The 26570-nt window shown below is 64.0% G+C and carries 27 protein-coding genes, 1 tRNA gene and 1 other RNA gene; 12 read left to right on the top strand and 17 right to left on the bottom strand.

Annotation, left to right across the window (positions count from 1 at the left end):
* Nucleotides 1–2: 2 nt before the first annotated feature.
* On the bottom strand, nt 3–422 hold the full coding sequence (locus tag F758_RS0118630; protein ID WP_024509282.1) for an HIT domain-containing protein: 420 nt from the start codon (nt 420–422) through the stop codon (nt 3–5).
* Between the two features lie 207 nt (nt 423–629).
* On the opposite strand from F758_RS0118630, the gene ffs reads away from it, so the two are divergent.
* From ffs to F758_RS0118605, 5 genes are all read left to right on the top strand, one after another.
* Nucleotides 630–726, top strand: an RNA gene (gene ffs / locus F758_RS47110) — signal recognition particle sRNA small type.
* Nucleotides 727–886: 160 nt separating this feature from the next.
* Nucleotides 887–2740: a DNA polymerase III subunit gamma/tau gene (locus F758_RS0118620; RefSeq protein WP_024509281.1), complete on the top strand. Its 1854-nt coding sequence runs from the start codon at nt 887–889 to the stop codon at nt 2738–2740.
* Nucleotides 2741–2835: 95 nt separating this feature from the next.
* Nucleotides 2836–3162 (top strand): YbaB/EbfC family nucleoid-associated protein, encoded by a 327-nt coding sequence (locus F758_RS0118615; protein ID WP_024509280.1) that lies wholly within the window; start codon nt 2836–2838, stop codon nt 3160–3162.
* A gap of 19 nt (nt 3163–3181) precedes the next feature.
* Entirely contained in the window at nt 3182–3787 is a 606-nt protein-coding gene (gene recR / locus F758_RS0118610; RefSeq protein WP_024509279.1) for a recombination mediator RecR, read from the top strand.
* 24 nt (nt 3788–3811) lie between these two features.
* Nucleotides 3812–4252 (top strand): hypothetical protein, encoded by a 441-nt coding sequence (locus F758_RS0118605; RefSeq protein ID WP_024509278.1) that lies wholly within the window; start codon nt 3812–3814, stop codon nt 4250–4252.
* Between the two features lie 105 nt (nt 4253–4357).
* Here the strand turns inward: F758_RS0118605 and F758_RS0118600 are convergent, their stop codons facing one another.
* Entirely contained in the window at nt 4358–5728 is a 1371-nt protein-coding gene (locus F758_RS0118600; protein WP_024509277.1) for an AmpG family muropeptide MFS transporter, read from the bottom strand.
* Between the two features lie 146 nt (nt 5729–5874).
* Nucleotides 5875–7083 carry a DNA recombination protein RmuC gene (locus F758_RS0118595; RefSeq protein WP_024509276.1) on the bottom strand — a complete coding sequence of 403 codons (1209 nt, stop codon included), beginning with the start codon at nt 7081–7083 and terminating at the stop codon, nt 5875–5877.
* Nucleotides 7084–7253: 170 nt separating this feature from the next.
* Between F758_RS0118595 and def the strand changes: the two genes are divergently transcribed.
* From def to truA, 3 genes are all read left to right on the top strand, one after another.
* Nucleotides 7254–7781 carry a peptide deformylase gene (def, locus tag F758_RS0118590; RefSeq protein ID WP_024509275.1) on the top strand — a complete coding sequence of 176 codons (528 nt, stop codon included), beginning with the start codon at nt 7254–7256 and terminating at the stop codon, nt 7779–7781.
* Nucleotides 7782–7907: 126 nt separating this feature from the next.
* Entirely contained in the window at nt 7908–8840 is a 933-nt protein-coding gene (fmt, locus tag F758_RS0118585; RefSeq protein ID WP_024509274.1) for a methionyl-tRNA formyltransferase, read from the top strand.
* 129 nt (nt 8841–8969) lie between these two features.
* The gene (gene truA / locus F758_RS0118580; protein WP_024509273.1) at nt 8970–9707 is read left to right on the top strand and encodes a tRNA pseudouridine(38-40) synthase TruA; all 738 of its coding nucleotides are present in this window, start codon (nt 8970–8972) and stop codon (nt 9705–9707) included.
* Between the two features lie 111 nt (nt 9708–9818).
* On the opposite strand, the gene dapE is transcribed toward truA, so the two are convergent.
* From dapE to rpmH, 10 genes are all read right to left on the bottom strand, one after another.
* Nucleotides 9819–10973: a succinyl-diaminopimelate desuccinylase gene (gene dapE, locus F758_RS0118575; RefSeq protein ID WP_024509272.1), complete on the bottom strand. Its 1155-nt coding sequence runs from the start codon at nt 10971–10973 to the stop codon at nt 9819–9821.
* Between the two features lie 222 nt (nt 10974–11195).
* Nucleotides 11196–12041, bottom strand: coding sequence for a 2,3,4,5-tetrahydropyridine-2,6-dicarboxylate N-succinyltransferase (dapD, locus tag F758_RS0118570; RefSeq protein WP_024509271.1), 846 nt, complete (start codon nt 12039–12041; stop codon nt 11196–11198).
* Between the two features lie 146 nt (nt 12042–12187).
* A complete protein-coding gene (locus F758_RS0118560) occupies nt 12188–12898 on the bottom strand; it encodes a pyrimidine 5'-nucleotidase (protein ID WP_035722420.1) in 711 nt (236 codons plus the stop codon).
* 168 nt (nt 12899–13066) lie between these two features.
* A complete protein-coding gene (locus F758_RS0118555) occupies nt 13067–14053 on the bottom strand; it encodes a DUF1036 domain-containing protein (protein ID WP_035722444.1) in 987 nt (328 codons plus the stop codon).
* Nucleotides 14054–14124: 71 nt separating this feature from the next.
* Entirely contained in the window at nt 14125–15021 is an 897-nt protein-coding gene (gene argB / locus F758_RS0118550; RefSeq protein WP_024509268.1) for an acetylglutamate kinase, read from the bottom strand.
* A gap of 72 nt (nt 15022–15093) precedes the next feature.
* Nucleotides 15094–15465 (bottom strand): DUF423 domain-containing protein, encoded by a 372-nt coding sequence (locus F758_RS0118545; protein ID WP_024509267.1) that lies wholly within the window; start codon nt 15463–15465, stop codon nt 15094–15096.
* Nucleotides 15462–16115 (bottom strand): ribosome biogenesis GTP-binding protein YihA/YsxC, encoded by a 654-nt coding sequence (gene yihA / locus F758_RS0118540; protein WP_024509266.1) that lies wholly within the window; start codon nt 16113–16115, stop codon nt 15462–15464. The genes F758_RS0118545 and yihA overlap by 4 nt, the downstream gene beginning before the upstream one ends.
* 112 nt (nt 16116–16227) lie before the next feature.
* On the bottom strand, nt 16228–18087 hold the full coding sequence (gene yidC, locus F758_RS0118535; RefSeq protein ID WP_024509265.1) for a membrane protein insertase YidC: 1860 nt from the start codon (nt 18085–18087) through the stop codon (nt 16228–16230).
* Between the two features lie 28 nt (nt 18088–18115).
* Nucleotides 18116–18493, bottom strand: a complete 378-nt coding sequence (gene rnpA / locus F758_RS0118530; protein WP_024509264.1) for a ribonuclease P protein component — start codon at nt 18491–18493, stop codon at nt 18116–18118.
* A 46-nt stretch (nt 18494–18539) separates the two neighbouring features.
* Nucleotides 18540–18674 carry a 50S ribosomal protein L34 gene (rpmH, locus tag F758_RS0118525; protein ID WP_024509263.1) on the bottom strand — a complete coding sequence of 45 codons (135 nt, stop codon included), beginning with the start codon at nt 18672–18674 and terminating at the stop codon, nt 18540–18542.
* Between the two features lie 507 nt (nt 18675–19181).
* On the opposite strand from rpmH, the gene F758_RS0118520 reads away from it, so the two are divergent.
* The 3 genes from F758_RS0118520 to queD all read left to right on the top strand — a co-directional run bounded on the left by F758_RS0118520 (nt 19182) and on the right by queD (nt 21416).
* Nucleotides 19182–20657 (top strand): sensor histidine kinase, encoded by a 1476-nt coding sequence (locus F758_RS0118520; protein ID WP_024509262.1) that lies wholly within the window; start codon nt 19182–19184, stop codon nt 20655–20657.
* A 246-nt stretch (nt 20658–20903) separates the two neighbouring features.
* Nucleotides 20904–20980 (top strand) — tRNA-Arg (locus F758_RS0118515).
* Nucleotides 20981–21059: 79 nt separating this feature from the next.
* Nucleotides 21060–21416 carry a 6-carboxytetrahydropterin synthase QueD gene (gene queD / locus F758_RS0118510; RefSeq protein WP_024509261.1) on the top strand — a complete coding sequence of 119 codons (357 nt, stop codon included), beginning with the start codon at nt 21060–21062 and terminating at the stop codon, nt 21414–21416.
* A gap of 127 nt (nt 21417–21543) precedes the next feature.
* Here queD and F758_RS0118505 read toward each other — a convergent pair whose 3' ends face one another.
* Entirely contained in the window at nt 21544–22212 is a 669-nt protein-coding gene (locus F758_RS0118505; protein ID WP_035722418.1) for a class I SAM-dependent methyltransferase, read from the bottom strand.
* A gap of 80 nt (nt 22213–22292) precedes the next feature.
* Nucleotides 22293–23279 (bottom strand): alpha/beta hydrolase, encoded by a 987-nt coding sequence (locus F758_RS0118500; protein WP_245286530.1) that lies wholly within the window; start codon nt 23277–23279, stop codon nt 22293–22295.
* 279 nt (nt 23280–23558) lie between these two features.
* Here F758_RS0118500 and F758_RS46550 point away from each other — a divergent pair, with 279 nt between their 5' ends.
* Nucleotides 23559–24365 (top strand): SDR family oxidoreductase, encoded by an 807-nt coding sequence (locus F758_RS46550; protein WP_084305500.1) that lies wholly within the window; start codon nt 23559–23561, stop codon nt 24363–24365.
* A gap of 37 nt (nt 24366–24402) precedes the next feature.
* Here F758_RS46550 and F758_RS0118490 read toward each other — a convergent pair whose 3' ends face one another.
* Nucleotides 24403–25317, bottom strand: coding sequence for a hypothetical protein (locus tag F758_RS0118490; RefSeq protein WP_157450065.1), 915 nt, complete (start codon nt 25315–25317; stop codon nt 24403–24405).
* Between the two features lie 386 nt (nt 25318–25703).
* A partial coding sequence (locus F758_RS0118485; protein WP_024509256.1) for an LPS-assembly protein LptD occupies nt 25704–26570 on the bottom strand: 867 nt, incomplete at its 5' end.

Here is a 26570-nt window from a genome sequence, read left to right as displayed (position 1 = left end):
GTTCAACCCAACCAGATCTTGCGGCGTAGCGCGCTGATGAAAAGTTGCACTTCCTCGGCGTCATGGGCGAGCGGCGGCACCACACCCCAGACCGGACGCGGCCAGGCGGCGTCGTTTTGGCGGCGCGCGATCACATGCACATGGAGCTGCGGCACGACATTGCCGAGCGCCGCGATGTTGAGCTTGTCGCATTTGGTGATGTCTTTCAGCGCCCGCGCCACGCGGGAGATTTCCGTCGTCAACTGCGCCTGCTCGATCTCGGAAAGGTCGATGATCTCGACCGTGTCCTCGCGCCGCGGCACCAGCAGCAGCCATGGGTAATTGGCGTCCTTGATGACCAGCACCCGGCAGAGCGGCAGGTCGCCGATGTCGATGGTGTCTTTCTTGAGCTGGGGATGCAGCGACCAGGTGGATTCGGGCATACGGGTTCTCGAATTCGTCCCCTACCGTTGCAGACACTCGGGCCGCAAACAACACCCGTCATGCCCGGCTTTATGCCGGGCATCCACGCCTTTTTTGCAAGGCCGGAGCAAGTAGGCGGTCCCGCAGGCGGGACAAGCCCGGCCATGACGGAACAAGCTGTAACACCCCGCTTGCTTTCTGCCCCTTTTGGCCCCAAATAGGGATCGGGAGATTGGCGGTGGACGAGCCACTCGCCAACCGGGTCAGGTCCGGAAGGAAGCAGCCCTAACGAGGTCCGGATCGGGTCGCTCGTCAGTCTCCTACCTGTTTTTCGAGCGAATCGCGCAAAGCGGGGCGAGCATCTCGCCCCCGCGTCGTTCGTTTGGGCGCGTCGTCCGCAAGACCGGCTGCGGCTGTGCGGCCAGGCTATGCACCGTCAGCCGATCGAAGCCGGCCGAAAGACGTTTCATTTGCGGATCGCTCGATGACCGACGCCGGCGCCCCTCCTTCAAAGCCCGACAGCGCCGCCCCTGGCGGTCTCGACTCGGCTGCGGCCGCAGGCGGAGCCAAGCCTTATCGCGTGCTGGCGCGCAAGTACCGCCCCTCCAGTTTTGCCGATCTGATCGGCCAGGACGCGGTGGTCCGCACCGTTTCCAATGCCTTCGAGACCGGCCGCATCCCGCAAGCCTGGATCCTCACCGGCGTGCGCGGGGTGGGCAAGACGACCACGGCGCGCATCCTGGCGCGCGCGCTGAATTATGAGCTGCCGGACGGCTCGATGAAGGGGCCGACCATCGACATGCCGACCCTCGGCGTGCATTGCCAGGCGATCATGGAAAGCCGGCACATGGACGTGCTGGAAATGGATGCCGCATCCCATACCGGCGTCGATGATGTCCGCCAGATCAACGATAGCGTGCGTTACGCGCCGGCCACCGCCCGCTACAAGGTCTACATCATAGACGAAGTCCACATGCTCTCGACCGCGGCCTTCAACGCGTTCTTGAAGACGCTGGAGGAACCGCCGGAGCACGCCAAGTTCGTCTTCGCCACCACCGAGATCCGGAAAGTTCCGGTCACCGTGCTGTCGCGATGCCAGCGCTTCGACCTGCGCCGGGTCGAGGCCGATGTGCTGATGAAGCATCTCGCCAATATCGCGGCCAAGGAAGGGGTCGAGATCGAGCCGGAGGCGCTTGGCATCATCGCCCGCGCGGCGGAAGGCTCGGTGCGCGACTCACTGTCGCTGCTCGATCAGGCGATCGCGCATGCGGCAGGGCCGGTCCGGGCAGACGCGGTGCGGCAGATGCTGGGGCTCGCCGACCGCACACGGGTGATCGATCTGTTCGATTCGCTGGTGCGCGGCGATATCGCCGGCGCGTTCCGCGAATTCCGCGAGCAATATGACACTGGCGCCGATCCGGTCGTGGTGCTCTCGGATCTGGCCGAGTTCGTCAACTTCGTTACCCGCGTCAAGATCGTCCCGGCGACCGCCGATAACCTCGCCTATAGCGAGACCGAGCGGCTGCGCGCGCGCGAGTTCGCGACAAAGATGTCGATGCGGGTGTTGTCGCGGATGTGGCAGATGCTGCTCAAGGGCATCACCGAGACGCAAGGTGCAACGCGCCCGGCGGCGGCCGCGGAAATGGTCTTGGTGCGTATTGCCTATGTCGCCGACCTGCCGACCCCGGACGAAGCGATCAAAATGATCGAACAGAACGGCGGGGCGGCTGCGACGATCGCGCCGATTGCGGCGCCGCGCGGCGCACCGACGTCGCCGGTCTCCTCGATCTCGGCCTCGCCAGCGCGTGCGCCCGCCGCGCCGCGCGCCGAGGCTTCCGTCCGCCAGCAGCCGCAAATGACGGTGCCGGAGCCGCAGGGCGCGCCCGTCCGGCGGATCACGAGCTTTCTGCAGCTCGTGGCGCTTGCCGGCGAGAACCGCGACCTCCTGACCAAGTCCGCGCTCGAGGCCGATGTTCGCCTGGTTCGCATCGAGGACGGGCGGCTGGAGATCGCGCTGGAGCCGCAGGCGTCGCGGACCATGGTGACCGAGCTGTCGCGCAAGCTCGAGCTATGGACGGGCCGGCGCTGGGCCGTGGTCGTCTCCAACGAGGCCGGACAACCGACCTTGCGCGAGCAGAATCTCGTCAAGAAGAACGAGCGCGAGCGCGCCGCCGAAGCCGACCCACGTGTTATGGAGGTGCTGGCACGATTTCCCGGGACGCGCATTGTCGAGGTACGCCGCCTTGCCGCCGAGCCGCCGGAATCCGATATCGGCGCGAACCTTGGCGATGGCGAGTTCGGCGGGGATGACGCGCCTGATAGCGACGACGATTTTTAGAGCATGATCGGGACGCGAAGGGATGCGTTAGCGAGGAAGCGTGCAGTGGTTTTCCGAAAAGACCATGCTCAAGCGAGACCATAGAGGATGCACCGATGGCTGATTTTCTCGGCATGATGAAGCAGGCGGCGCAACTGCAATCCAAGATGCAGCAGATGCAGGAAGAGCTCGGCAATGTGGAGGTCGAGGGCCTCGCCGGCGGTGGGCTGGTTGCGGTTCGCATGAGCGCGAAGATGGAAGTGAAGGGCGTCAGGATCGACCCCTCGCTGATGAAACCGGAAGAGCGCGAGATCCTCGAGGATCTCTTGGTAACCGCGCACGCGGATGCCCGGCGCAAGGCCGAAACCGCGATGCAGGAAAAGATGCAGGCCTTCACCGGCGGCCTTGGCCTGCCGCCCGGCCTGCTGGGGCTTGGTTCATAAGACATCCGGCCCGTCAGAAATGCCCAGCGCCGTCGCCGGCCCCGAGATCGAACGCCTGATCCAGCTCCTGGCGCGCCTGCCGGGGCTTGGTCCGCGTTCGGCGCGCCGGGCTGCACTCCACCTCATCAAGAAGCGCGAAGCGCTGATGGCGCCGCTCGCCAGTGCGCTTCAGGTCGCGATCGACAAGATCCAGGTCTGCAAGACCTGCGGCAATATCGATACGCAAAATCCCTGCACCGTCTGCACCGATCCGCGCCGAGATGCCGCAATCATCGTGGTGGTTGCCGATGTGTCCGATCTCTGGGCGCTGGAACGGGCGAATGCAACCAGTGGACGCTATCACGTGCTCGGCGGAACGCTGTCGCCGCTCGACGGCGTCGGCCCGCAGGATCTCACCATCGATGCGCTGGTCGCCCGTGCTCATGACCCGCAGGTGAGCGAGATCGTTCTCGCGCTAAATGCAACCGTCGACGGTCAGACCACCGCGCACTACATCACTGATCTGTTGCAGGACGCCAGCGTCAAGGTGACACGTCTGGCCCACGGCGTGCCCGTCGGCGGCGAACTTGATTATCTCGACGAAGGTACGCTATCTGCGGCAATGCGCCAGCGCACCCTCTTCTAGCCTGAACACACGGAAGACTGACGAATGACGAAGCGACGATTCGCCATCGGCTTGACCTTTGCGTCGATTTTGCTGGCGAGCTTTCCCGCCTCCGCCGGCCGCGCGGAGCAGCCTGCGGAGGCGCCGGCGCCGCTCAAGGCCGGCAAGCCGATCAATACCGGCGATGTGCTCTCGGGCGAACTCAACGCCTTGCGCGTGCGCGATGCCAAGGACGGCAAGCCGGTTGCGACCTACCAGATCACCACGGAGCCGCGCCGGCTGCCGCCGCCGAACGGGCTGTGCAACCTGGAGACGGGACCCGAAACCTTCCAACTCGTCACCACCAGCGGCACCCAGGCCGCGCAGTTGAAGGCTCTTGTCGGCAAGGAAATCTCGGTGAAGGTGGACGAGGTCGCCTGCGCCCAGGACGCCGGGCAAATGAGCGAGGCGGTGATCACCAAATGGAGTCTGGTGAAGCAGCGTTGAGCTGTTAGCCGTCGCAGGGTGGGTAGAGCGAAGCGAAACCCACCATCGTTGCGAGGCGATGGCTTTCGCTGCGTATCCCACGCGGTTTGCGCGGTTGCGCCGAACTCAAACCTTCACCGGCCCCAGCGTCTCGAAATGGCCGCGCCGTTGTAGCCAGGTCAGCAGCATCAGGCTCGGTATCGCCACGAATACGCAGATCGCGAAGAATGCCGGCCATCCCACGGCCTTGGCCACGAAACCCGCCCCCGACGACAAATACGTGCGTCCGACCGCGGAGAGGGCAGTGAGCAGCGCGTATTGTGTCGCGGTGTGCAGCGGGTTCTGGCACAGCGCCGAGAGATAGGCGACGAAGATCACGGTACCGATCGCGCTGGTGAAGTTCTCCGCGGATATTGCCAGCGCCAGCGCCCATTGGTTGATGCCGATCACCGCGAGCCAGGAGAAGGAGAGGTTGGCGACCGCCTGCAATATGCCGCCGATCCACAAGCTCGCCGCAAGCGAATAGCGCCGCGCGACAAAGCCGCCGGCGAACCCACCGATCAAGGTGGCCGCGAGGCCAACGCCTTTCACGATCGCCGCATAGTCGTTGCGGGAGAAGCCGAGGTCGATGACGAACGGGGCGGTCATGGTGCCGGAAAAGGCGTCGGTGAATTTGAACAGCACCACGAAGGCGAGCGCGGCGACCGCGTCCTTGCGGCTTAGGAACTCGGTGAACGCGCCGACCGCGGCATGCAGCACGCGCACGAAGGCGGTCTCGGCGCGCGTCGCCGCTTCGGCCTGCGCGGATTGTTCCGGTTCCGTGGCCAGAAGCGCCGTCATGGTGCCGATCAGCACCATGCCCGCCATTACAACATAGCCCCATGTCCACGCCGCACCGCGCGTGAGCCCCGCGCCCTCAAAGCCGCTGACGATGAAGAGGGCGCCCGCGGTCGAGACCAGCATGCCGATGCGATAGGCGGCGACGTACGCGGCCATGCCGGCGGCCTGCTCGCTTTCGGGCAGGCTCTCGATCCGGAAGGCATCGACCACGATGTCCTGCGTCGACGAGGCGGTCGCAACCAGCAGCGCCGCCAGCGCGACGAAGAGCGCCGAACGCGCCGGATCCGCTATCGCCAGCAACAGGATCGTTGCGATCAACAGGACTTGCGAGAACACCAGCCAGCCGCGGCGGCGGCCGAAAGCGTGGGTGAAGAACGGCACATGCAGCGCATCGATCAGCGGCGCCCATAGAAATTTCAGCGTGTAGGGCGTGCCGACCAGCGCGAACAGGCCGATGGTGCCGAGATCGACGCCGGCCTCGCGCATCCAGACCAGGAGCGTGGAGCCCGAAAGCGCCAGAGGCAGCCCTGAGGAAAAGCCGAGGAACAGCACGATCAGCACCCGCGGCTGCAGGTAAACCGCAAGGCTCTCGCGCCAGGTGGGTTTAGGGGCTTCGGCGGGCACGCTGATCTTGGATACGATTTCCGGAGCGGTCATGCAGGATCGTAAGGTGGGTTGAGCCATCGGGCGCGCGAACGCGCGCCCGATGACAGGCTGCGCGAAACCCACCATGTCTCATCCGATCTCCGAAAGTGATGGGTTTCGCTACGCTCAACCCATCCCACGCGTCCGGTCAAGCGTAACTATTCCCCCGCCTGCAGCTTGCGCGGGACCGGGAACAGTTCGGGTGCGGCCGGCTTCACCAGCCGCGGCGCCTCCACCGGCGCGTCGGTCTTGCTGAAATCGAGTTCCTCGATCCGCCCGGCGCGCTTTTCGATCTTGTCGGCGGAGATCAGGATCTGCCTGATGTCCTCGTTCACGTCGCCAAAATGCTTTTGCAGCTTGAGCACGCGCTCGCGCAAGCGGGTGAGATCGTCGCCCAAGTTGATGACCTCGGTGCGGATCTGGTCGGCGGCATCACGGATGCGGGCGTCCTTCATGATCTGCTGCATGACCTGGATCGCCAGCATGAGCAGCGACGGCGACACCAGCACGACGCGAGCGCGATAGGCCTTCTGGATCACGTCATCAAAGCCGTCGTGGATTTCGGCATAGACCGACTCCGACGGCACGAACATCAGCGCGTTATCCTGGGTCTCGCCGGGAATGAGGTATTTTTCCGCGATATCACCGACATGCTTGAGCACGTCCGTGCGCAGCCGCTGCGCGGCAAGCTTGCGCTCCTCGTCGCTGCGGGCATCGTGCAGGGCCGTCATCGCCTCCAACGGAAATTTCGCGTCGATGCAGAGCGGGCGTTGGTCCGGCAGGAACACCACGCAATCCGGGCGCTTGCCGTTGCCGAGCGTGTACTGGAACTCGTAGGAGCCCTTGGGCAGACCGTCCTGCACGATCGCTTCCATCCGCGCCTGGCCGAAGGCGCCGCGCGACTGCTTGTTGGCAAGCACGTCGCGTAAGGTCGTGACCTGGGTCGTGAGGTGGGAGAGATTCTTCTGCGCATCGTCGATGATGCCGAGCCGCTCGTGCAGCACGCGCAGCGAATCCATGGTGTTGCGCGTGGTCTGTTCCATTGACTGGCCGACGCGATGGGTGACCGAATCCAGCCGCTCGTTGACCGCGCGCGCCATTTCGGCCTGCCGTCCGGCCAGCGCCTGCGCCATCGCGTCAACGCGGCCATTGGCCTCGCTCTGCACGCGCAGCATCTCGCTCAAGCGCTGCTCGAGCTCATCGGAGCGCATGGCCTGGACGGCCGCCAGCTCCACGCCGCGTTTGCCCGAGCGCGCCACCACGATGACGAGCGCGGCCAACAGCACCAGCGTGAGCACGCCGAAGCCGATCAGCGCTTCGTTCGCATGGATCGGCCAGTCGCCGATCACGAAAAGGATCTGGTTCATGCGGTCCTCTCTAGCCGATTCGCGAGCCGAAGCGAACGAAGAGAGAACATGTATGGTAAATAGGAGGTAAAGTTTTATGGTTAATGCCGCGCTAAATTTCGCGGTTGGCAGGAGGCTAAGCGGTTCCGCGGCACATTGACCGCCACAGGCCGAGGGCCTAAATCGCGCGCATGGCCCTAAGAGAAATCATCATCCTGCCGGACAAGCGGCTCCGGCTCGTGTCCAAACCTGTCGAAAAAGTGACCCCGGAGATCCGGAAGCTTGCCGACGACATGTTTGAGACCATGTATGCCGCCCCCGGGATCGGCTTGGCCGCGATCCAGGTCGCGGAACCGTTGCGCTTGATCACCATGGATCTCGCCAAGAAGAGCGAGGAGGGTGAGACCAGGCACGAGCCGCGCGTCTTCATCAATCCGGAAATCCTGTCCTCTTCGGAAGAGAAGTCCGTTTACGAAGAAGGCTGCCTGTCGATCCCCGAATATTACGAAGAGGTCGAGCGGCCGGCGCGCGTGCGCGTGCGCTTCACCGATCTCGACGGCAACGTGCATGAGGAGGATGCCGAGGGGCTGTTTGCGACCTGCATCCAGCACGAAATCGATCATCTCAACGGCGTGCTGTTCATCGACTATCTCTCGAGGTTAAAGCGCGACCGCGTGGAGAAAAAATTTTCCAAGGCCGCCAAGCGCGCGGGGGAGTAGGAATTCCCCCAGTCGTCATGCCCGGGCTTGACCCGGGCATCCACGCCTTTCTTTCCAGCCGGAAGCAAAGACGTGGATGGCCGGGACAGGCCCGGCCATGACGAGAAAAACTGAAGCAGTTGAGCAATGCCCCTGCGCCTGATCTTCATGGGTACGCCGGACTTCTCGGTCCCCACGCTGTTGGAACTGGCCGCTCACGGCCATGACATCGCGGCCGTCTATACCCGGGCGCCAAAGCCGGGCGGGCGCGGCATGAGGCTGCAGGCAACGCCGGTGGAGCAGGAGGCGCGGCGGCTTGCCATTCCCGTGTTCACGCCATCGACGTTGAAGACCTCGGAGGCGCTGGAACAGTTTCGCGCGCACAAAGCCGATGCGGCGGTGGTCGTGGCTTACGGCATGATCCTGCCGCAGGCGATTTTGGATACGCCGGCCCGCGGCTGCTTCAACCTCCACGCGTCGCTCCTGCCGCGCTGGCGCGGCGCCGCGCCGATCAACCGCGCCATCATGGAAGGCGATGCCGAGACCGGCGTGATGGTGATGAAGATGGATGTGGGGCTCGACACCGGCGACGTCGCGATGGCCGAGCGCGTGGCGATTACCGATCAGATGACCGCTGCCGATCTGCATGATCGGCTGTCGCGACTAGGCGCCGATCTGATGGTGCGCGCCATGGGCGCGCTCGAGCGCGGCCAGCTGCAACTCACGCCGCAGCCGAGCGAGGGCGTGACCTACGCGGCCAAGATCGACAAGGCGGAAACGAGGATCGATTGGAACAAGCCGGCCCGCGCGGTGCTGCGCCATATCCACGGGCTGTCGCCCTTTCCCGGCGCCTGGAGCGAGGTCTCGCTGGAAGGCGCGCCGGCGCGGATCAAGATCTTGCGCTGCCTGCTCGCGGAAGGTTCGGCCACGCCGGCAACGGTGCTCGACGATCAACTCACCATTGCCTGCGCCGAAGGTGCAATCCGCATCACCGAGCTGCAGCGCGCCGGCAAGGCGCCGATGAAGGCTGCGGAGTTCTTGCGCGGCACGCCGCTGAAGCCGGGTGTGCGGTTTCATTAGCGTCGCTGTCGCACATCCAAACCGTCATGCGCGGGCTTGACCCGCGCATCCATCCGATAAGAAAAGGGGTTTGAAACGCGATGGATTGCCGGGCCAAGCCCGGCAATGACAACCGAGACCGATCAGGCGATGCCCCGCTACAAGCTCACCATCGAATATGACGGCGCGCCCTTCTGCGGCTGGCAGCTACAGGACAATGCGCTGTCGGTGCAGGGCGCGCTGGAAGCTGCGGTCGCGGCGATGTGCGGCGAGGCTGTTCGCGTCCATGGTGCGGGGCGCACGGATGCCGGCGTGCATGCGTTCGGCCAGGTCGCGCATTGCGACATCGCAAAACCCTTTACGCCCGACCGTCTGCGTGATGGGCTGAACGCACATTTGCGTCCCCACCCGATCGCGGTGCTCGCGGCCGAGATTGTCCCCGATACTTTCGAAGCGCGCTTCTCCGCCAGGAAGCGGCATTATCTTTATCGCATCAAGAACACGCGAGCCAATCTCGCGCTCGATATCGGCCGCGTCTGGCGCGTGCCGCGTCGTCTCGATGCGGGCGCGATGCATGAGGCCGCGCAGCGGCTCGTCGGCAAGCACGATTTCACCACCTTCCGCGACACCGAATGTCAGGCGAAGTCGCCGGAGAAGACGCTGGACCAGCTCGATGTCACGCGCGAGGGCGACGATATCAGCGTCGTGACCTCGGCGCGCTCTTTCCTGCACAGCCAGGTGCGCTCGATGGTGGGCTCATTGGTCTGGGTCGGCGAGGGCCGCTGGAGCGCCGATGATCTGGCCGCAGCGCTGGCAGCGAAGAACCGCGCCGCCTGCGGCCCGGTCGCGCCGCCGGAGGGGCTATATCTGGTGCGGGTGGAGTATTAGCAATTGCCGACATGCCCCGCGCAGGCGGGATATCCAGTAACCTGCGGCCTCTCGGTTAATCAGCGTCTCTGGAGTACTGGATCGTCCGCCTTCGCAGACGATGATAGTTGGCTACCCAAAATACCGATCCAAGATCTCGCGATAAATCTTCGTCAGCTTCTCCATATCCGCGACCGCGGCGCGTTCGTCGATCTGGTGCATGGTCTGGCCGACCAGGCCGAACTCGATGACCGGGCAGTAGCTCGCGATGAAGCGTGCGTCTGAGGTGCCGCCGGTGGTGGAGAGCTCCGGCTTGCGCCCCGTGATCTCCTCGATCGCGGCGACCGCGAGGTCGGTGAAGGGGCCGGGCTTCGTCAAAAACACATTGGAGTTCGACGGCTGCCATTCGATGCGCGCGCGGATGCGGTTGCCCGCCGCTTTCGCTACGCGCTCTTCTACCAGCTTGCGCAGGGACTCCTGGGTATGCAGGTCGTTGTAGCGGATGTTGAACCTGGCGCGCGCCTGGCCGGGAATCACATTGGTTGCGGTGTTGCCGACATCGACCGAGGTGAACTCCAGGTTCGAGGGTTGGAATTGCGCGCTGCCGCGATCGAGCGGCTCGTCCGAGAGCGCCACGATCAGCCGCGAAATGTCGGGCACGGGATTATGGGCGCGATGCGGATAGGCGACATGGCCCTGCTGACCCTCGACGTAAAGCGTACCGGATTGTGAGCCGCGGCGGCCGATCTTGATGCAGTCGCCCATCACCTCCTGGTTGGAAGGCTCGCCCAGCACGCAATGATCGAACTTTTCGCCGCGCGCGGCGGCCCATTGCAGGAGCTTGACGGTGCCGTTGACCGAAAGGTCTTCCTCGTCCCCGGTGATCAGGAAAGAAATCGAGCCCTTGGGCTTGCCGCTGTTGTCTTTGAGATAGCCGAGCACCGCGGCGACGCCGCAGGCAATCCCGCCCTTCATGTCCACGGCGCCCCGCCCATAGAGGAAACCGCCCTTAACATCGCCCGAGAAGGCGCTGACGCTCCAGGCGGCCTCGTCGCCCGGTGGCACCACATCGGTATGGCCGGCGAAGGTGATATGCGGCGCGCTATCGCCGATACGCGCATAGAGATTGTCGATGTCGGCAGTGCCGGGCTCGCCGAAGGTGACGCGGTGCACCGCAAAGCCGGCCTCTTTCAGAAGTTTTTCAAGAACGCCGAGCGCCCCGGCGTCAGCCGGAGTGACGGAAGGGCAGCGGATCAGATCGCGGGCAATGGAAACGGCATCGGTCATGCCTCCGGCTTAACATGCCGCAGCAGCGGCGGGCCAGACCAGAGAGATGCACTCGTTCCGTCATCCCCGCGCAAACGGCTTTGCTGTTTGTCGCTGGAGGCGCGAGCGGAGCGAGCCTCGAAGGATGAATCGGCCCCCGCTGCGAGAAGCCGGGCCGTCGTCCTTCGAGACGCCCGCTGTCGCGCGCTCCTCAGGCTGACGGGTTTCGCAGCGAGATTAACCCTAATCCCGCAACAGCTCGTTGATGCTGGTCTTGGCGCGGGTGCGCTCGTCGACGCGCTTGACGATCACCGCGCAGGCGGTGGAAGGGCCCGGCTCGCCGTTCTTCAGCGGCCTTCCCGGCAGGTTGCCTGGCACCACCACTGCATATTCCGGTACCTCGCCGACAAAGATCTCGCCGGTCTCGCGATCGACGATCTTGGTGGAGGCGCCCAGGAACACGCCCATCGAAAGCACCGCGCCCTTGCGCACGATCACGCCTTCGGCGACCTCGCTGCGGGCGCCGATGAAGCAATCGTCCTCGACGATCACGGGCTCGGCCTGCAAGGGCTCCAGGACGCCGCCGATTCCTACGCCGCCGGAGATGTGCACGCGCTTGCCGATCTGGGCGCAGGAGCCGACCGTGGACCAGGTGTCGACCATGGTGGCCTCATCGACATAGGCACCGAGATTGACGAAGGACGGCATCAGCACAACGTTCTTGCCGATGAAGGCGGAGCGGCGCACGATCGCGCCGGGCACCGCGCGAAAGCCAGCATCGCGGAAACGGTTCTCGCCCCAGCCGTCGAATTTGGAGGGCACCTTGTCCCACCACGACGCTCTGCCGGGCCCGCCGGGGATCACGCTCATGTCGTTGAGGCGGAACGACAGCAGCACGGCCTTCTTCAGCCACTGGTTGACCTTCCACTTGCCGCTTGGCTCGCGCTCTGCGACGCGCGCCTCGCCTTTGTCGAGCAACTCGAGTGCGCTCTCCACAGCCTCGCGCGCCTCGCCTTTGGTCGCGGTCGAAATGCCGTCGCGCGCGTCAAAGGCGGCATTGATGGTGGATTCGAGGGCGGAGAGAGACATCGGGTGTTCCTGGATCGTTTTGGCAGGCGGGAGGCGTTTTTCGGGATTTGGCAGGGAGGAGTCAAGCGTAGGGTCGTCATGGCCGGGGTTGACCTGGCTTGTCCCGGCCATGACGGAGAAAGTGGCGCCTTTCGCCAGGGCGACGGCTAACTTTTTTGTTTCGCCAGCCCCTCCAAAAAGCCCGTCAGATCGTCAGTAACGTAATCCACGTGCGAGGCGTCGCGCCCCTCCAGCTCCCAATCCTCGCGCACCACCTCCCTGGTGCCGTCCGGCACCACTAGCACTGTGGTCATGCCCAGCTGATGCGGCACGACGAGGTTGCGGGCGAGATCCTCGAACATCGCCGCTTTCGCCGGATCGACGTCGTGTAGCCTGAGAAATCGCTCATAGGTCTGCGGCGCCGGCTTCGGCTCGAGCTCGGCGGCGATGATATCGAACACCGCCTCGAAATGGCCCGATAGCCCCAGCCGCTCCAGCACCTTGTCGACATGATCGACCGAGCCGTTGGTCAGGATCAGCTTGCGTCCGGGAAGCTTTGCGATCGCCGCGCCCATCGCGGGATTGGGCTCGAGCGGCGAATGATCGATCTGATGCACATAGGCGAGGTAGTCGTCGGCGCTGACCCCGTGCAGGCTCATCATGCCGCGCATGGTGGTGCCGAAGCGCAGGTAATAGTCCTTCTGGATCCGCCTCGCCTCGTCAGGCGAGACATTCAGCCAGCGGCTGACATAGTCGCGGATGCGCACGTCGACCTGCTGCCACAGATTGACGTGATGCGGATAGAGCGTGTTGTCGAGGTCGAACACCCAGGTGTCGACATGATCGAAGGTGCGGTGCGTGATTTCAGCTAGCGGCATCGCTCTCTCATCCAGTCGTCCCGGCGAAGGCCGTGACCCATACCGCGTAATTTCTGAACGGGGCACGCGGCGGGTTGCTGCTTTTGAAACAACGAAGGTCTGTGGTTATGGGTCCTGGCCTTCGCCAGGACGACGGTAAAAACCGGGACGACAGCGTCACAACTTTCATCAGGGCATCGCAAAGCGGATGGTCTTGCCGCCAGAGGACATGTCGACCACGGTAAAGCCGGTGGCGGAAAAGCCGCGGCCGGCGCAATCGCCCTGCTCGTTGGTTTCGAACTTGTTTTCGCGGGTGCAAAGCTGCTTAGCGCCGCCCCAGTTCAGCGGCTTGTCGTTGATCTTGATGGTGCGGTTGTCGGCATCGACGGCCTCGGCAAAACTATAGATCTGCCTGGGCTGGCCAGCGACATCGGGATGCAGGCACTTGCCGGGATCGACGCGATACCAGCCGCGGCTGACCACGCTCTTGCCGTCGTCGGTCGCGACCGCCGCCATCACCTTGTATTGGGTGTCGTTGCACCAGGTGAGCCCGGTGGGCGAGGGCGACTGTACCGCATCGATCATGGTCGTGAAGAAGTTCGGCGACTGCAGCACGTCGGGCGAAAGCCCGCGGCTCTTTAAGAAGGCGGCGAGTGCGCTCTGCGTCTTGGGTCCGTCGACTCCATCGATCGGCGCGGCGTCATAGCCCGCGATCACCAGCAGCCGCTGGATCGCGGCGAGCCGCGCCTGCTCGTCATCATATTCGGAGTCTTCGGCGAGATAGGCGACCAGATTGCCGTCATCCGTCTGCGTCGGCGTGACCTGCGTGAAGCGCGCCGGCGTCTGGCCGGCGCGACACTCACGCGCGGCGGCGATGACGAAATTGCCGGACGCAACGCACAGCGTGTCGGTGCCGTTCTGCGGCAGCGGCGAGGCACCGTAGACGCCGAGCGCGCGGGCATTAAGCAGGATGCGGTCGGCCGAGAGCGTGCCCTGCACCACCACACGGCACGCCGCCGGATCGATCCGGAACCAGCCGCGCGTGGCGGTCGCCGCCTTCTCATCGATGCCGATCGCAGCCTCCACCACATAGCTCATGCGGCTGCAGATTTTGAGGTCCGCCGAAGCGGGTGCCGAGGAGGCGAGAAACGAGACGATCACCGGCAGAGCGAGCAGCGTGGACTTCCGAAGAGAACGGGAGGTCCGCCACTTGCCCGGCCATGACGCGGTGAGATGGTTGCGCGCAGTCACTTATGGATCAGCGTACCGGTGCCCTGGTTGGTGAACAGTTCGAGCAGGACGGCGTGCTGCGTCTTGCCGTCGATGATGACGACGCCCTCCACGCCCTGTTCGAGCGCGTAGATGCAGGTCTCGACCTTCGGGATCATGCCGCCCGAAATGGTGCCGTCGGCGATCAGCTTGCGGGCTTCCTTCACCGAGAGCTCCGGAATCAATTTCTTCGACTTGTCGAGCACGCCGGGGACGTCGGTGAGCAGCAAGAGCCGCTTGGCCTTGAGCGCGCCGGCGACGGCGCCCGCAAAAGTGTCGGCATTGACGTTGAAGGTCTGTCCGCTCTTCGAGGTCGCCAGCGGCGCCAGCACGGGGATCAGCTCATAGCCGATGAGCTGGTTGAGCAGGGTCAGATCGACCTTCTCAGGTTCGCCGACAAAGCCGAGATCGACCACTCTTTCGATATGCGAGCCCGGATCGACCATGGTGCGGCTCGCCTTCACCGCGGTGACCATGTTGCCGTCCTTGCCGCAGAGGCCGACCGCCTTGCCGCCGGCCTCGTTGATGTAGCCGACGAGCTGTTTGTTGATCGATCCGGCCAACACCATTTCGACGATCTCGATCGTGGCGGCATCGGTGATGCGCAGGCCTGCCGCGAATTCGGACTGAATGCCGAGGCGCTTCAGCATGGTCGCGATCTGCGGCCCGCCACCATGGACCACCACCGGATTGATCGCGGTCTGCTCCAGAAGCACGATGTCGCGCGCGAAGGCGCGCGCCGTGTCTTCGGCGCCCATGGCGTGGCCGCCATATTTGATGACGATCGTCTCATCGTCATATTGCTGCATATGGGGCAGCGCCTCGGACAGGATTCGGGCCTGATCGAGCGGGCTGATGTCGGGCACGTCGGTCATCAATGGATCTCGCGGGCGGGAGGCGGAAACTCGGGCCGGTTTCTATCCGATTGGCGGGCTATGCGCAAAGTGTCACGCGCGGCGCGGCCAAGCGGCCGCCACCGCGAGCAGGAGCCAGCTCAGGATCAGGAGCGTGCCGCCGGTCGGCGCTGCATAGGGAAACAGGTTGTGCCCGGCAAATTGCCGGATCGTCAAATCGCCAGCGAACAGGACGGCTGCCAGCACAAAGCCGAGCGCGGCAACGAGGCCGGGCTTGGGATGAACGAGGCCGCGCTCGGCAAGCGCCACCGTTCCCAAGACGGCGCTGGCATGAAACAGCAGCATGGAGGAGGCGGGCGCAAGCAGCGCGGCATTGCCGCCATGCGCCGACAGGGCGGCGAGAATCACGCCATCGGCGCCCATGACGCCGGCCAGGATGACGAGAATGCGACAGGCGCTACTCACTGCCCGCGTTCCTGCAGCAGGCGGGCCATGGCGGCACGTAGTTCGGCCATCCCGGCACCTGAGCGTGAAGACGTCGCCAGCACTTGCGGAAAGGCGGCAGGATGTTTGGCCAGGGCCGCTTCCGTCTCGTTGATGCGTGCATGCAGTTCGGTGGCCTTGATCTGGTCCGCCTTGGTAAGGACGAGCTGATAGCTCACGGCAGCCTTGTCCAGCGTCTTCAGCACGTCCTGATCGACATCCTTCAAGCCGTGTCGCGCATCGATCAGTACATAGACCCGTGCGAGCGAGGCGCGGCCCTGCAGGAACTTGTGGATCAGCGCGGTCCATGCCGCGACCTTGGCCTTCGGCGCCTGCGCATAGCCATAGCCGGGCATGTCGACCAGGCGCAGCCCGGCATTTTGCGGCCCCTCGAAGAAGATCAATTCCTGGGTGCGGCCGGGCGTGTGGGAGGTGCGCGCCAGGTTGTTGCGGCCGGTCAGCGCGTTGATGAGCGAGGATTTTCCGACATTGGAGCGCCCGGCAAAGGCGACCTCGGTGGGGCCCATCGGCGGCAGCACCGCGATCGAGGGCGCGGCGTAAACGAAGCGCCATTCGCCGGCGAACAGCGTCCGCCCCGCTTCGATCAGCTCCGCATCGGGCTCGGTGGTCATGCGAAGGCTCTCACCCCCTCGTCATTGCGAGGAGCGAAGCGGACGAAGCAATCCAGAACCTTTGCGGTGGCCCTGGATTGCTTCGCTTCGCTCGCAATGACGGAAATACTGCCTATGTCGCCTTCTTCGGCGCGAACGTGGCCTTGAGGTTGTCGAACAGTTCGACCTTCACGCCGTTACGGCGCATGATGAAGCTCTGCTGGATGACCGAGAGCGTGTTGTTCCAGGCCCAGTAGATCACGAGGCCCGCCGGGAAGCCGGCCAGCATGAAGGTGAAGATCAACGGCATCCAGTCGAAGATCATCTTCTGCGTCGGGTCCGGCGGCGCCGGGTTGAGCTTCATCTGGAACCACATCGTGATGCCCATGATGATGGGCCAGATGCCGAGCGCGAGATAATGCCCGAACACGGGGATCTGCGTCGGATCAAACGGAATGAGCCCGAACAGCGTGAACAGGTTGGTGGGATCAGGGGCGGAGAGATCCTTGATCCAGCCGTAGAACGGCGCGTGCCGCATTTCGATAGTGACGAACAGCACCTTGTACAGAGAGAAGAACACGGGAATCTGGATCACGACCGGAAGACAGCCCGCGACCGGATTGATCTTCTCCTTCTTGTAGATCTCCATCATCTCCTGCTGCTGCTTCACGCGGTCGTCGGGATAGCGCTCTTTGAGCGCCTGGAGCTGCGGCTGCACCGACTTCATCTTCGCCATCGAGGCGTAGGACTTGTTGGCGAGCGGGAAGAACAGCAGCTTGACGATCACCGTCACCAGGAGGATCGAGATGCCGAAATTGCCGAACAGGCGGTAGAAGAAGTCCAGCGCCAGGAACATCGGCTTGGTGATGAAGTAGAACCAGCCCCAGTCGATCAAGAGATCGAAGTGGTTGAGCGAGAGCTCGCGGTTGTAGCCGCCGAAGCCCCAGACCGGGAAATTGAGACCGACGACGCTGGCCTCCTTGGCGCCGGCAAACAGCCGGGTAAAGGCGCTGGCAGTGCCGCCGACTGCAACCGTCTTCGGATCCTCCAGATAATCGGTCTGATAGGTCCTGACATTGTTGAGAAGGTTCGACGAGAACCGGGCCTGCAACTGCGCATGAATGTCGGGCAGCAGCGCCGAGGCCCAGTATTTATCGGTAATGCCGAGCCAGCCATTGGTGATCTTCCAGCCCACCGACTTGGCCTCGTCGATCTTCTTGTAGGTGAATTGCTGCAGGCCCTCATCACCGAGATAGCCGATCAGGCCTTCGTGCAGGATGTAATAGCCCGACACCGGCGGCGTGCCGTGGCGCGAGATCAGTGCGTAGGGATAGAGCGTGACCGGCGCATTGCCGCTATTGCTGACATCGTCCTTGATCGTGAAGAGGTAGCGGTCGTCGATCGAAATCGTGCGATGGAAGCTGAGGCCCTCGCCATTATCCCATTTCAGCACCAGCGGATTGGTCGGGGTGAGGTCGCCCTTGCTCTCCTGCTGCCACACCGTGTTCTGGTCGGGCAGCTTCGCGGACGAGCCGGCTGCGGGCACCCAGCCGAACTCCGCATAATAGGGGTCTGCGGTCCCCGAGGGCGAATACAGCACGATCGGCGGCGAGTGGGGATCGACCGTCTCGCGGAACTTCACCAGCGACAGGTCGTCGATCCGCGCGCCCTTCAGCGAAATGCTCCCCTCCAGGCTCGGCGTTTCGACCTTGACGCGCGGGGCGGCCGCAAGCGCGGCTTCGCGGCTCACCGCAGGAGCATTCGCATTGCTGGCAGCAGGCGCCGCAGAAGGCGCGTGACCGGTCTGCGGCGGGGTTGATGGCGTAGCCGGCGAGGCCGTCGGGCTCGGCTGCGTCGGTTTCGCGAGTTCGGCCTGCTTCTGGCTTTCCGCGCGCTGCCGCTCCATCTGCGGGATGTTGTAGAAATATTGCCAGGCGATCAGCACCAGGCCGGACAGGACGATGGCGATGATGGTGTTGCGATTATCGGTCATCAGTCAAAAATCTCATCCAATCCGGTTCTTAAGGACGGGCTTTGGCGGTTTGCCGGTCGAGACGATCCAGCGAAGTGCGGAGATCGTCGAGCATGGTTTTGAAATCGCGCGAGAGCGCAGGCCGTCGGCCGATGAGCACATAATCATTGTGCGGCCGCAGCGCCATCTTATTCGGCGCAATGTCGTCGGGCGCTACGTCATCGATTCGCCGGACCAGTTCGCGGAGCCGGCGTCGGATGCGGTTGCGTTCGGTGGCGGTGCCGTTCTTCTTGCTGACCGTAAAGCCGATCCGGGGTGGCCCCTGATCGTCGCGGCGCCTGGCCTGCACGGTGAACGCGGCTGTGTTGACCCGTGCGCCATTGTTGGCAACGGCGAGGAAGTCCGCCCGCTGCCTCAGCCGCTCCATGGATGGATCTCCGGCAGGAATGCCCTGAAGCTGACGCCCTAAAAGCTCAGGCGCTCAGGCGCTTGCGGCCGCGGGCGCGGCGCGCGGCCAAAACCTTCTTGCCGCCGGTGGTGGCCAGACGGGCGCGGAAGCCGTGACGGCGCTTGCGCACCAGTTTGCTGGGTTGATAAGTCCGCTTCACGGGTCGTTCTCCGCTGACCGGGCAATTTGCCTGTTGTAAGAGTTGAGAGATGAAGTCCGGCAATGCTTAAGGGCCCAAAATGGGCCGCTTCCGGCCCGGAGGGGCCGGCCCCGGTAATATCCAAGGGCATCGCGGACGATTGGCGCGGCTTATACGGGAGCGACCCACATTCGTCAATCGCGCCGGATGCCACAGGCAGGCTGGGTGCAACCGGCTGGAACTGAGTCATTAAACTCGAATATAATGGATTTTTCGGTGTTTTCGGGTTGAGCTGGCAGAGAGCCGGCTCGGGACATACATCACGGAACTTACCGGGCACGATCAGCAAAGGCGGGAACCGGTCTTCCCGAAGAACATCGTGCTCGCACAAAAAGATTCGAACAAAAAGATAGAGCGCGACGACAATTCGAGGCAATGTCGTCGGGCTCGGGCACATGAGCGATCCGTAATTTGACCGATATTGGGGCGGGTCGCATTGTTGTGCAGGGCAGCAGAGGCGAATATAGCGTGTCAGCGACCGCCGACCAGCCGACCACGAAGGTGCCCCGGCCAAGACCGCCACGCCGGCTCGGCCTCTCGGGCAAGCTGCTGTTGTTGACCATTCCGCTGGTGATGATCGCGGAAGTGCTGATCTATGTGCCCGCGATCGCCAACTTCTGGATGAATCGGCTGAACGACCGCCTCGCCGCGGCCAACACCGCGGCGCTGGTGCTGGATGCGGCGCCCTTGGGCATGGTGCCGGATTCGCTGGCCCGGCAGATTCTCAGGAGCATCCAGGCGCGCGCGGTTGCGATCAAGATGGGCCAGCAGCGGCGATTGCTCGCCAGCGCGGACCTTCCGGCCGCAATCGACCACGATATCGACATGCGGGAGATGACGGTGTGGTCGGCGATCACCGGCTCCTTTGAGATGATGCTTGAAAGCGGCCATGAGGTGATCCGCGTTATCGGCCCGGCATCGGGAGATGCGCAATTCATCGAGGTAGTGACGGACGAGCAGCCGCTGCGGCAGGCGATGTTCCGCTTCTCCCGCAATCTCGTCGTGGTGTCGCTGATCATCGCGGTGTTGACCGCAGCGCTGGTCTATCTTGCCCTGCATTTCCTGTTCGTGCGGCCGATGCGGCGATTGACCGCAAGCCTGGTCGGCTTTCACGAAGACCCCGAAAGCTCGGCACGCATCATCGTCCCGAGCCAGCGCGGCGACGAGATCGGGGTAGCGGAGCGCGAACTGTCCGACATGCAGCGCGACCTGGTCTCGATGCTGCATCAGAAGAGCCGGCTCGCCGCGCTCGGGCTGGCGGTGTCCAAGATCAACCATGACCTGCGCAACTTGCTCGCCTCCGCCCAGCTCATCTCCGACCAGATGGCCAGCGTGCCGGATCCGCGGGTGCAGCGCTTTGCGCCGAAACTGATGCGCTCGCTGGAGCGGGCGATCGCGTTCTGCCAGTCGACGCTGTCCTATGGCCGGGTGCAGGAGGCCGCGCCCGACCGCCGCATGATGTCGGTCGAGCCGATCGTGGCCGAGGTCCGCGAAACCGCGGGGCTCGCCAGCGACGCCTCGATCACCTGGATCACGGCGATCGAGCGCGGGCTCGCGGTCGATGCCGATCCCGACCAGCTCTTTCGCGTGCTGCTCAACCTAGTGCGCAACGCGGCGCAGGCGCTGGAGAGCAACCCGAACAGCGATCGCCCCATGCAGATCCGCGTCAGCGGCCGGCGCGAGGGCGCCGTCGCCATCCTGGAAGTGTCCGACACCGGCCCCGGCGTGCCGCAAAAGGCGCGGGACCATCTGTTCGAGGCCTTCCAGACCTCGGGCCGGCCCGGCGGCAGCGGCTTGGGGCTGGCGATCGCCGCCGAACTCGTCCGCGCCCATGGCGGCAACATCCAGCTCGTCGAGGGCACCATCGGCGCCACCTTCCGGATCGTCATCCCCGACCGTCCGGTGGAACTCCTGTCCATCCGCAACGAGCGGGCGAGGGCGTAGACTCCTTCACGTTTATCCCGTCATTCCGGGGCGATGCGTCAGCATCGAGCCCGGAATCTCGATGTTTTGGGGTTGCCCGCCGGCGCGAGCGCCCCGGAATGACCGCGCAAAATGGCTCGCAAAAGCTCCTCACGGACCTTGCCAATTGGGACCGAAGCCGCTAGCTAGAGGACCGCTTTCGCGGCCTTCCGACCTGATCTCGGATTGCAAGCGGGCCTTCACCGCCCGCCACCAGATGCGAAAAACGCGCCCGTAGCTCAGCTGGATAGAGCATCAGACTACGAATCTGAGGGTCGGACGTTCGAATCGTTCCGGGCGCGCCATTCTTCGATGCCGGTCAACAGTGCAGCATCTGGTTGCCGGTCGCAGGCCGCGGATCGGGCGCGCCGTGTCAGGAACCAGATGAAGATATCGCAGGCATTCAGATTCGAAGCCGCACATCGGCTGCCAAACGTGCCCGAGACGCACCGCTGCAGCCGACTGCATGGTCATTCCTACCGGGTCGAGGTTCAGTTGAACGGACCGGTGGATCCGCGCACCGGTTTCGTCGTGGACTTCTTCGACGTCGAACGATGCTTCGCCGACATCGTGGGCGCGTTGGATCACAGATGCCTGAATGACGTCGAGGGGCTTGAGAACCCGACCGCCGAGAACATCGCGATTTGGATATGGGAGCGCTTGAAGCCGAGTCTTCGGCCGCTCTCCGCTGTTCGGGTCTATGAGACGGCGGACTGCTGGGCCGAATATGAGGGGCGATAACGACCACGCGCCGCGACCGGTTGCGGTCCTTTGGACCAAATCTTCCTCTTTCCGATTTAACCAGAGCCAGTCCTTGCGGGTGCGCCCGCTCGATAGCGCAGGTCATCGACGATCGCGTCAGATCGCATCAGGCGTAGCCAACCCAGCCGCGGAAGGTGAAGCCGGCATAGAACAGGCCGACATTCGAGAAGCCCGCTTCACGCAACATTGCCTCGTCCTGCTCTGGCGTGAGGATGGTTAGCTGCGTGTCAATCGCGGCGCGGGCATTCGCCGCCTTGTCGGGATCGCCGCCGGAGGCGACCACGAACGCCGTGTATCGCGACAGCCAAAGCGCGCGCTCTTCACCTTGCGGAAGGCTGAGGTGTGCGACCACGAAGGGCGCGCCAGGCTTCAGACGGCGGTAAACCTCGGCCACCGTACGTCGTCGTTCCTCGAGAGTCAGGAAGTGCAATGTCAGAAGACAGCTCGCGGCATGGAACGGCCCGATCGGCGCATCGTCGATGTAGCCCTGATGCAGGGTCGCGCGCGAGGCGAGCGGTCCCAGGGTCCGTTGGGCCAGCTTCAGCATCTCGGCACTGGGATCAACGCCGTCGAACATCCAACCCGGATGGGCCTCGGCAAACGCCTTCAACTCCAGTCCGCCGCCGGCCCCGACGACCAACACTCGGCCATCCTCCGGAACACGCTCTGCAAGCAGAAGCGTGGTCATGCGTTGCATGGCGTAGTAGCCGGGCACGTTTCGTGGCGGCCCTTCGGCGTACCGGGCCACGGCCTCAGGATTCGAGAAGGGGTCCATCCGCTCGCTCACCAAACCAACTCCGGGGATTGCAGGTCAGGAGAAGCTCAAGAGAGGTTCTGGCATGCACGAGACCGGGATTACGCGGCCGTCGTATCGATCGCGCGGCGAATGACCCGCTGGACTTCCTCGTTCGACAGAAACAAATCGTGGTTGATGATGCCCCAGCCCGCATCGGACGCATCGATCACGCGCACGCCGAGCCGCTCGATGGCAGCCTTCTCGGCGGCGCCGACGCGGGTCATTCCACCCGCGATCCGCCCCGACAGCGCCAACGCGCGATCGTTCGTTGCGCTGATGACGGTGATCTTGCCGGCGAGCGGACCGATGCTGCTGACCGCCGACGAGAACACGTCCATGTCGATATCGGGCGCGGCGAAAACCACGGCGCCGATCCTGCCGGTCACAGTGTCGCCATAGCGCGCGTAGAGCTGACGCAGGCTTTCGAGCGCCAGCATGGTTCCCATGCTGTGCGCGACGATGTGGAGGCGGCCGGTGCCGGCGGTCGACACGATCGAAGAGAGCACGCGTTCGAAGGCGTCGCGGGACCACATCGCGCTGTCGCGGTCGTAGCCGTAATCGAACAGCCCCGCCTTGGACGGCCAGGAGAAGACCATCGTCCGGCCGCGGAACTTGATTCCGTCTGAGAGGCGTGCGGCATCGAGCGCGGCTGTCTCGAAGGTTTGTTTGAAGCCGTGCACGTAAATCAGGACGTCTCCTCCACCGCCGGCTTGCGCAAGAAGATCGCTAACCTCTCCCGGCTCGGGTTCGACGTCGTCAATACGCCAATCCGCAAGTCCGACCGCGGCGAGCGAGAGACGGCCGCCGTCCGGCGGCACCAGTTTCGCTCGCGCGACCGTCATAGTCGACGCGCGCTCCGGCCCGAACCAGGGCTTCGCACGCCCGCCGTTCACCCGATTGCGCGTGGTTGCGACGAGCAATGTGGGCTGGACCGAGAGCGATGAAGCATCGAACTGCGCACCCGTTGCGCTCAAGCCGGCGCATCCGCCGAGCGCGAGCACGCTGGCGAGCGACGAAAGCCCGCCCAGAAGCCTGCGGCGGGACACAACGATCTCATCTTGCAGTAAAGGTGGGACGATCACACAGAAAACCCTTTGGGGGAACCGCCAGCCATGGGACCAGCCCCTCGCAAGTTCCGTGAATGATAATGGCGGCGAGAAATGGGCGGGCGGTGCCACGCATCGACAGCGGCGTTCCACTTGTGAAGAGATCGGAACAGGAACCGATGCCAAGATGCTTGGTTTTGGTCGCAACCGTCGTTTGCTTGTCGCGATCAATGTGCGGGCGATCGCAAGTCGTCCACCCTCCGCAGGACAGCAACGATCATGCGTGTGGCTTTGATAACAGGCGCAGGCAGAGGTCTTGGCCGGGTGATGACATTGGCCCTGCTCGAGGCCGGTCACAGCGTATTTCTGACGTCAACGGACGCGGCTTCACTTGAGGAAACGCGAAGAGCGAGCGGGGCGGGCAATCGTGCGGCAGTCGCAACCGCCGATCTGTCAGATGAACGACAGCTCTCCGTGCTCTTCAATGCGGCCGTCGCGACATTCGGGCGCGTGGATATCCTGATCAACAACGCAGGCATTCCCAACCCGCCGGCAGGGCATCCGCTCGACGTCACGTCGGTTCAGATGCGCCGGCTGTTCGAGATCAACACTTTTGCCCCGATCAATCTGACGCGCCTGGTCGTACCCGGCATGATTGAACGCGGATGGGGAAGAATTGTCTTCATCAGCACCAGTCTCGATACGATGCTGCGGCCCAGCCACGTCATGTACGGAATGACCAAAGCATCGGATGAGGCCTTCGTTGCAGCGCTCGCGACGTCGTTGAGCTCTACGGGCGTGACGGCAAATGTGTTGCTGCCGGGCGGCCCGACGGCGACCCGCATGGCAGCGGATGTTGGAGATCCCAAAGCGCTTCTGCCTCCTGAAATCATGGCGGCGCCCGTTGTCTGGTTGGCATCGAATGCGTCGAACAACGTCTCAGGCCGCCGCATCATCGCTGCGAGATGGAATACGAGCCTGGCGGCCGATCAGGCGGCCCAAGCAGCAAGTTCGGCCGCCGCGTGGGCTGGCGGTGCAGACACGAGCATCAGGCCGACGGCGAGCAAATCACTCGACCGAGATTAGTGCACCCGCGCATCAAGTGCAGAGGCGGCCGGTTGCGCTATCGGTTCAGCGCGGTCTGCCGCCCGGTGCCTTGCTGAGTTCGCTGCGTATCCCGTGAGCCCTGCGCCACGTCTACACGATCGTGCCCTGGCAGGATCGGCTCGATGATATTGAACAGAACGAAGTTCTCCATGCGGCCCAGTTTCGTCCGCGGCAGGATGCGCTGGAAGCGGCCGTCCGGCGGCGCGAGGCAGATCGGGTTCATCGAGACGCCATATTCCAATGCGGCGCCTGCAAGCAGCCGACCTTCCTTGTCGATCACACTCTGGTCGCTCTGCGATTCCACCGCGAGCTTGACGATGTCCTTGACTTTTTCGGCCTTGGCGGTCGCGCTCGCCTCCAGCCTGCTCTGAGCGTCGCGGTCCAATTTGAACTCGGCTGTGGCCTTGAGGATCTTCTGCCCCTGGCAGACATAGCCGCCGACATGGATATATTGCATCGCGACCTGGCTGCATTGCGGCTTCTCCATCATCTTGGCGAAGATGGACCAGTTCGGGCCTAGCGGAATCTCCTCCAGGACGACGTCCGTCAGCGACGAGCGTACGTTCACGACATAGTCCTTGTCGGTGCCGCCGTTCAGCAGCCAGCCGAGGTCGACCTTCACGCCGGTGGCGAAGCGCCCCCGTGTCTCCAGGCTCTGCTGCATCTCCCAGCTTCGCGAGGAGACGACCTGCCCCTCCAGGTCGGCCGGATCGGCATCGCAGATCGCGTTGAAGTGCTTCACCTCCGGATCGACGTAGTACAGCGATCCGACATGCATCAGGTTGGACGGCGGACGGATCGGGACGAAGCCATAGTCGCGCAAGGTGTCGGCAAGCGGATCTTCGCTGGGCGCTGTCAGATAGTACGCGGCCGGAGCGGCGGCCGCCGTGGTTAACGTCGCAGCAAGTGCGAGCACTGTGATTGTTTGCATGATCGCCTCCTGGGTCCGCGCGCTTGCCTAGGCTCTCGCGCGCTTCTCAATGGTCAGCGTCGGTCAGCGTCCGGGGCAGCAGGCCATCCCGCACTTGGCATAACCGATCGGACAGGCCGATGCCGGTGTGACGGCCAAGGCCCCGGCGAGCATCACTGCTAGGATTGCAAAGGTCCTGATCTTGCACATGCCACTCTCCAGATTCTGCAGATAGAGCACGGCACTCGCTCAACGGGCTCGAGGGTAGCTGAAATCCCGGCATGGTCGTGTGAGGTGGTTCACATCGCAATCATCGGCCGGTATCGTCGCTATCACGTAGGCCGCTTAATGACCTGATGGAAATGGGCGAGCAGGCGGCGCCGCAAACATGTTCGCGCGCGTCCACCCTAAGGCAAAGGAATGGAAACGTTTCCGATCGTCCGCAGTCCGATCTGCAGCATGTAAGCCTCGTTGAGGACCGGCGGCGACGAGGCGGTCGCATAGTTGTAGGACCTGATGTAGTTGGCTGCCAGCACGAAGCAGTCGTCCACATAGCCCGCGCCGATGGTGTACTGGTTGATCTTGTTGGCCTCGAGGTCCCAGCGCGCACCGCCCGTCACCACCCAGTTCGCCGCGACCTTGATCGAGCCCGAGCCCAGGATGCCTTCGCGGCGGGTCAGGTAGCCGAGGTCCGGCTGTGCGGCGTAATTGCCGTACAGCAGGCTCACCGACCAGCGATCGAAGTTGGCGCGCGCTTCGGCTTCGAAGCGCTGCACGTTCCAGGTCTGCTCGTCGAAGCGGGAGCGGACGCTGAAGGTGTAGGTGCGGTTGGGCGAATAATCGACGCTGGCGACATAGTCGGAGGCCGTCCGCTCCAGGCCGGAATCGAGGCCGGTATTGGTCGCGTCCTGAACCGCGAAGGAGTTGAGCCCGAACAGCTGGTAGGACTGGCCGAACATCACCTTGACGGTGCCGCCGCGGTCGAACTGCGTCGTCGCCTGCACGCCGACATTGGCGCGGCCGCCGCCCTCGACGCGGTCGTAGCCGGAGAATTTATCGACGCTGAACAGGTTCGAGGTGTCGAACACCAGNCTCTGGGCGTCCTCGTTCGGAAGCTTGCCGGCATAGGTCTCGTTCGGGCGCACGATCACCTGGGCGATCGGCTCGATCGTCGTCGAGCCCCACGGCTCCACGTTGATGAAGGGATAGCGGTATTCGAAGCCGATGGTCGGCATCGCCCGCAGCGCCTGGGTGTCGCCGACCGGCAGGAAATT

This window comes from Bradyrhizobium sp. ARR65 (assembly GCF_000472385.1).
In the GTDB taxonomy this organism is placed as follows: Bacteria; Pseudomonadota; Alphaproteobacteria; order Rhizobiales; family Xanthobacteraceae; genus Bradyrhizobium.
Note: the sequence above shows the minus strand (reverse complement) of the source record. Positions and strands in the feature narration are given on the sequence as shown.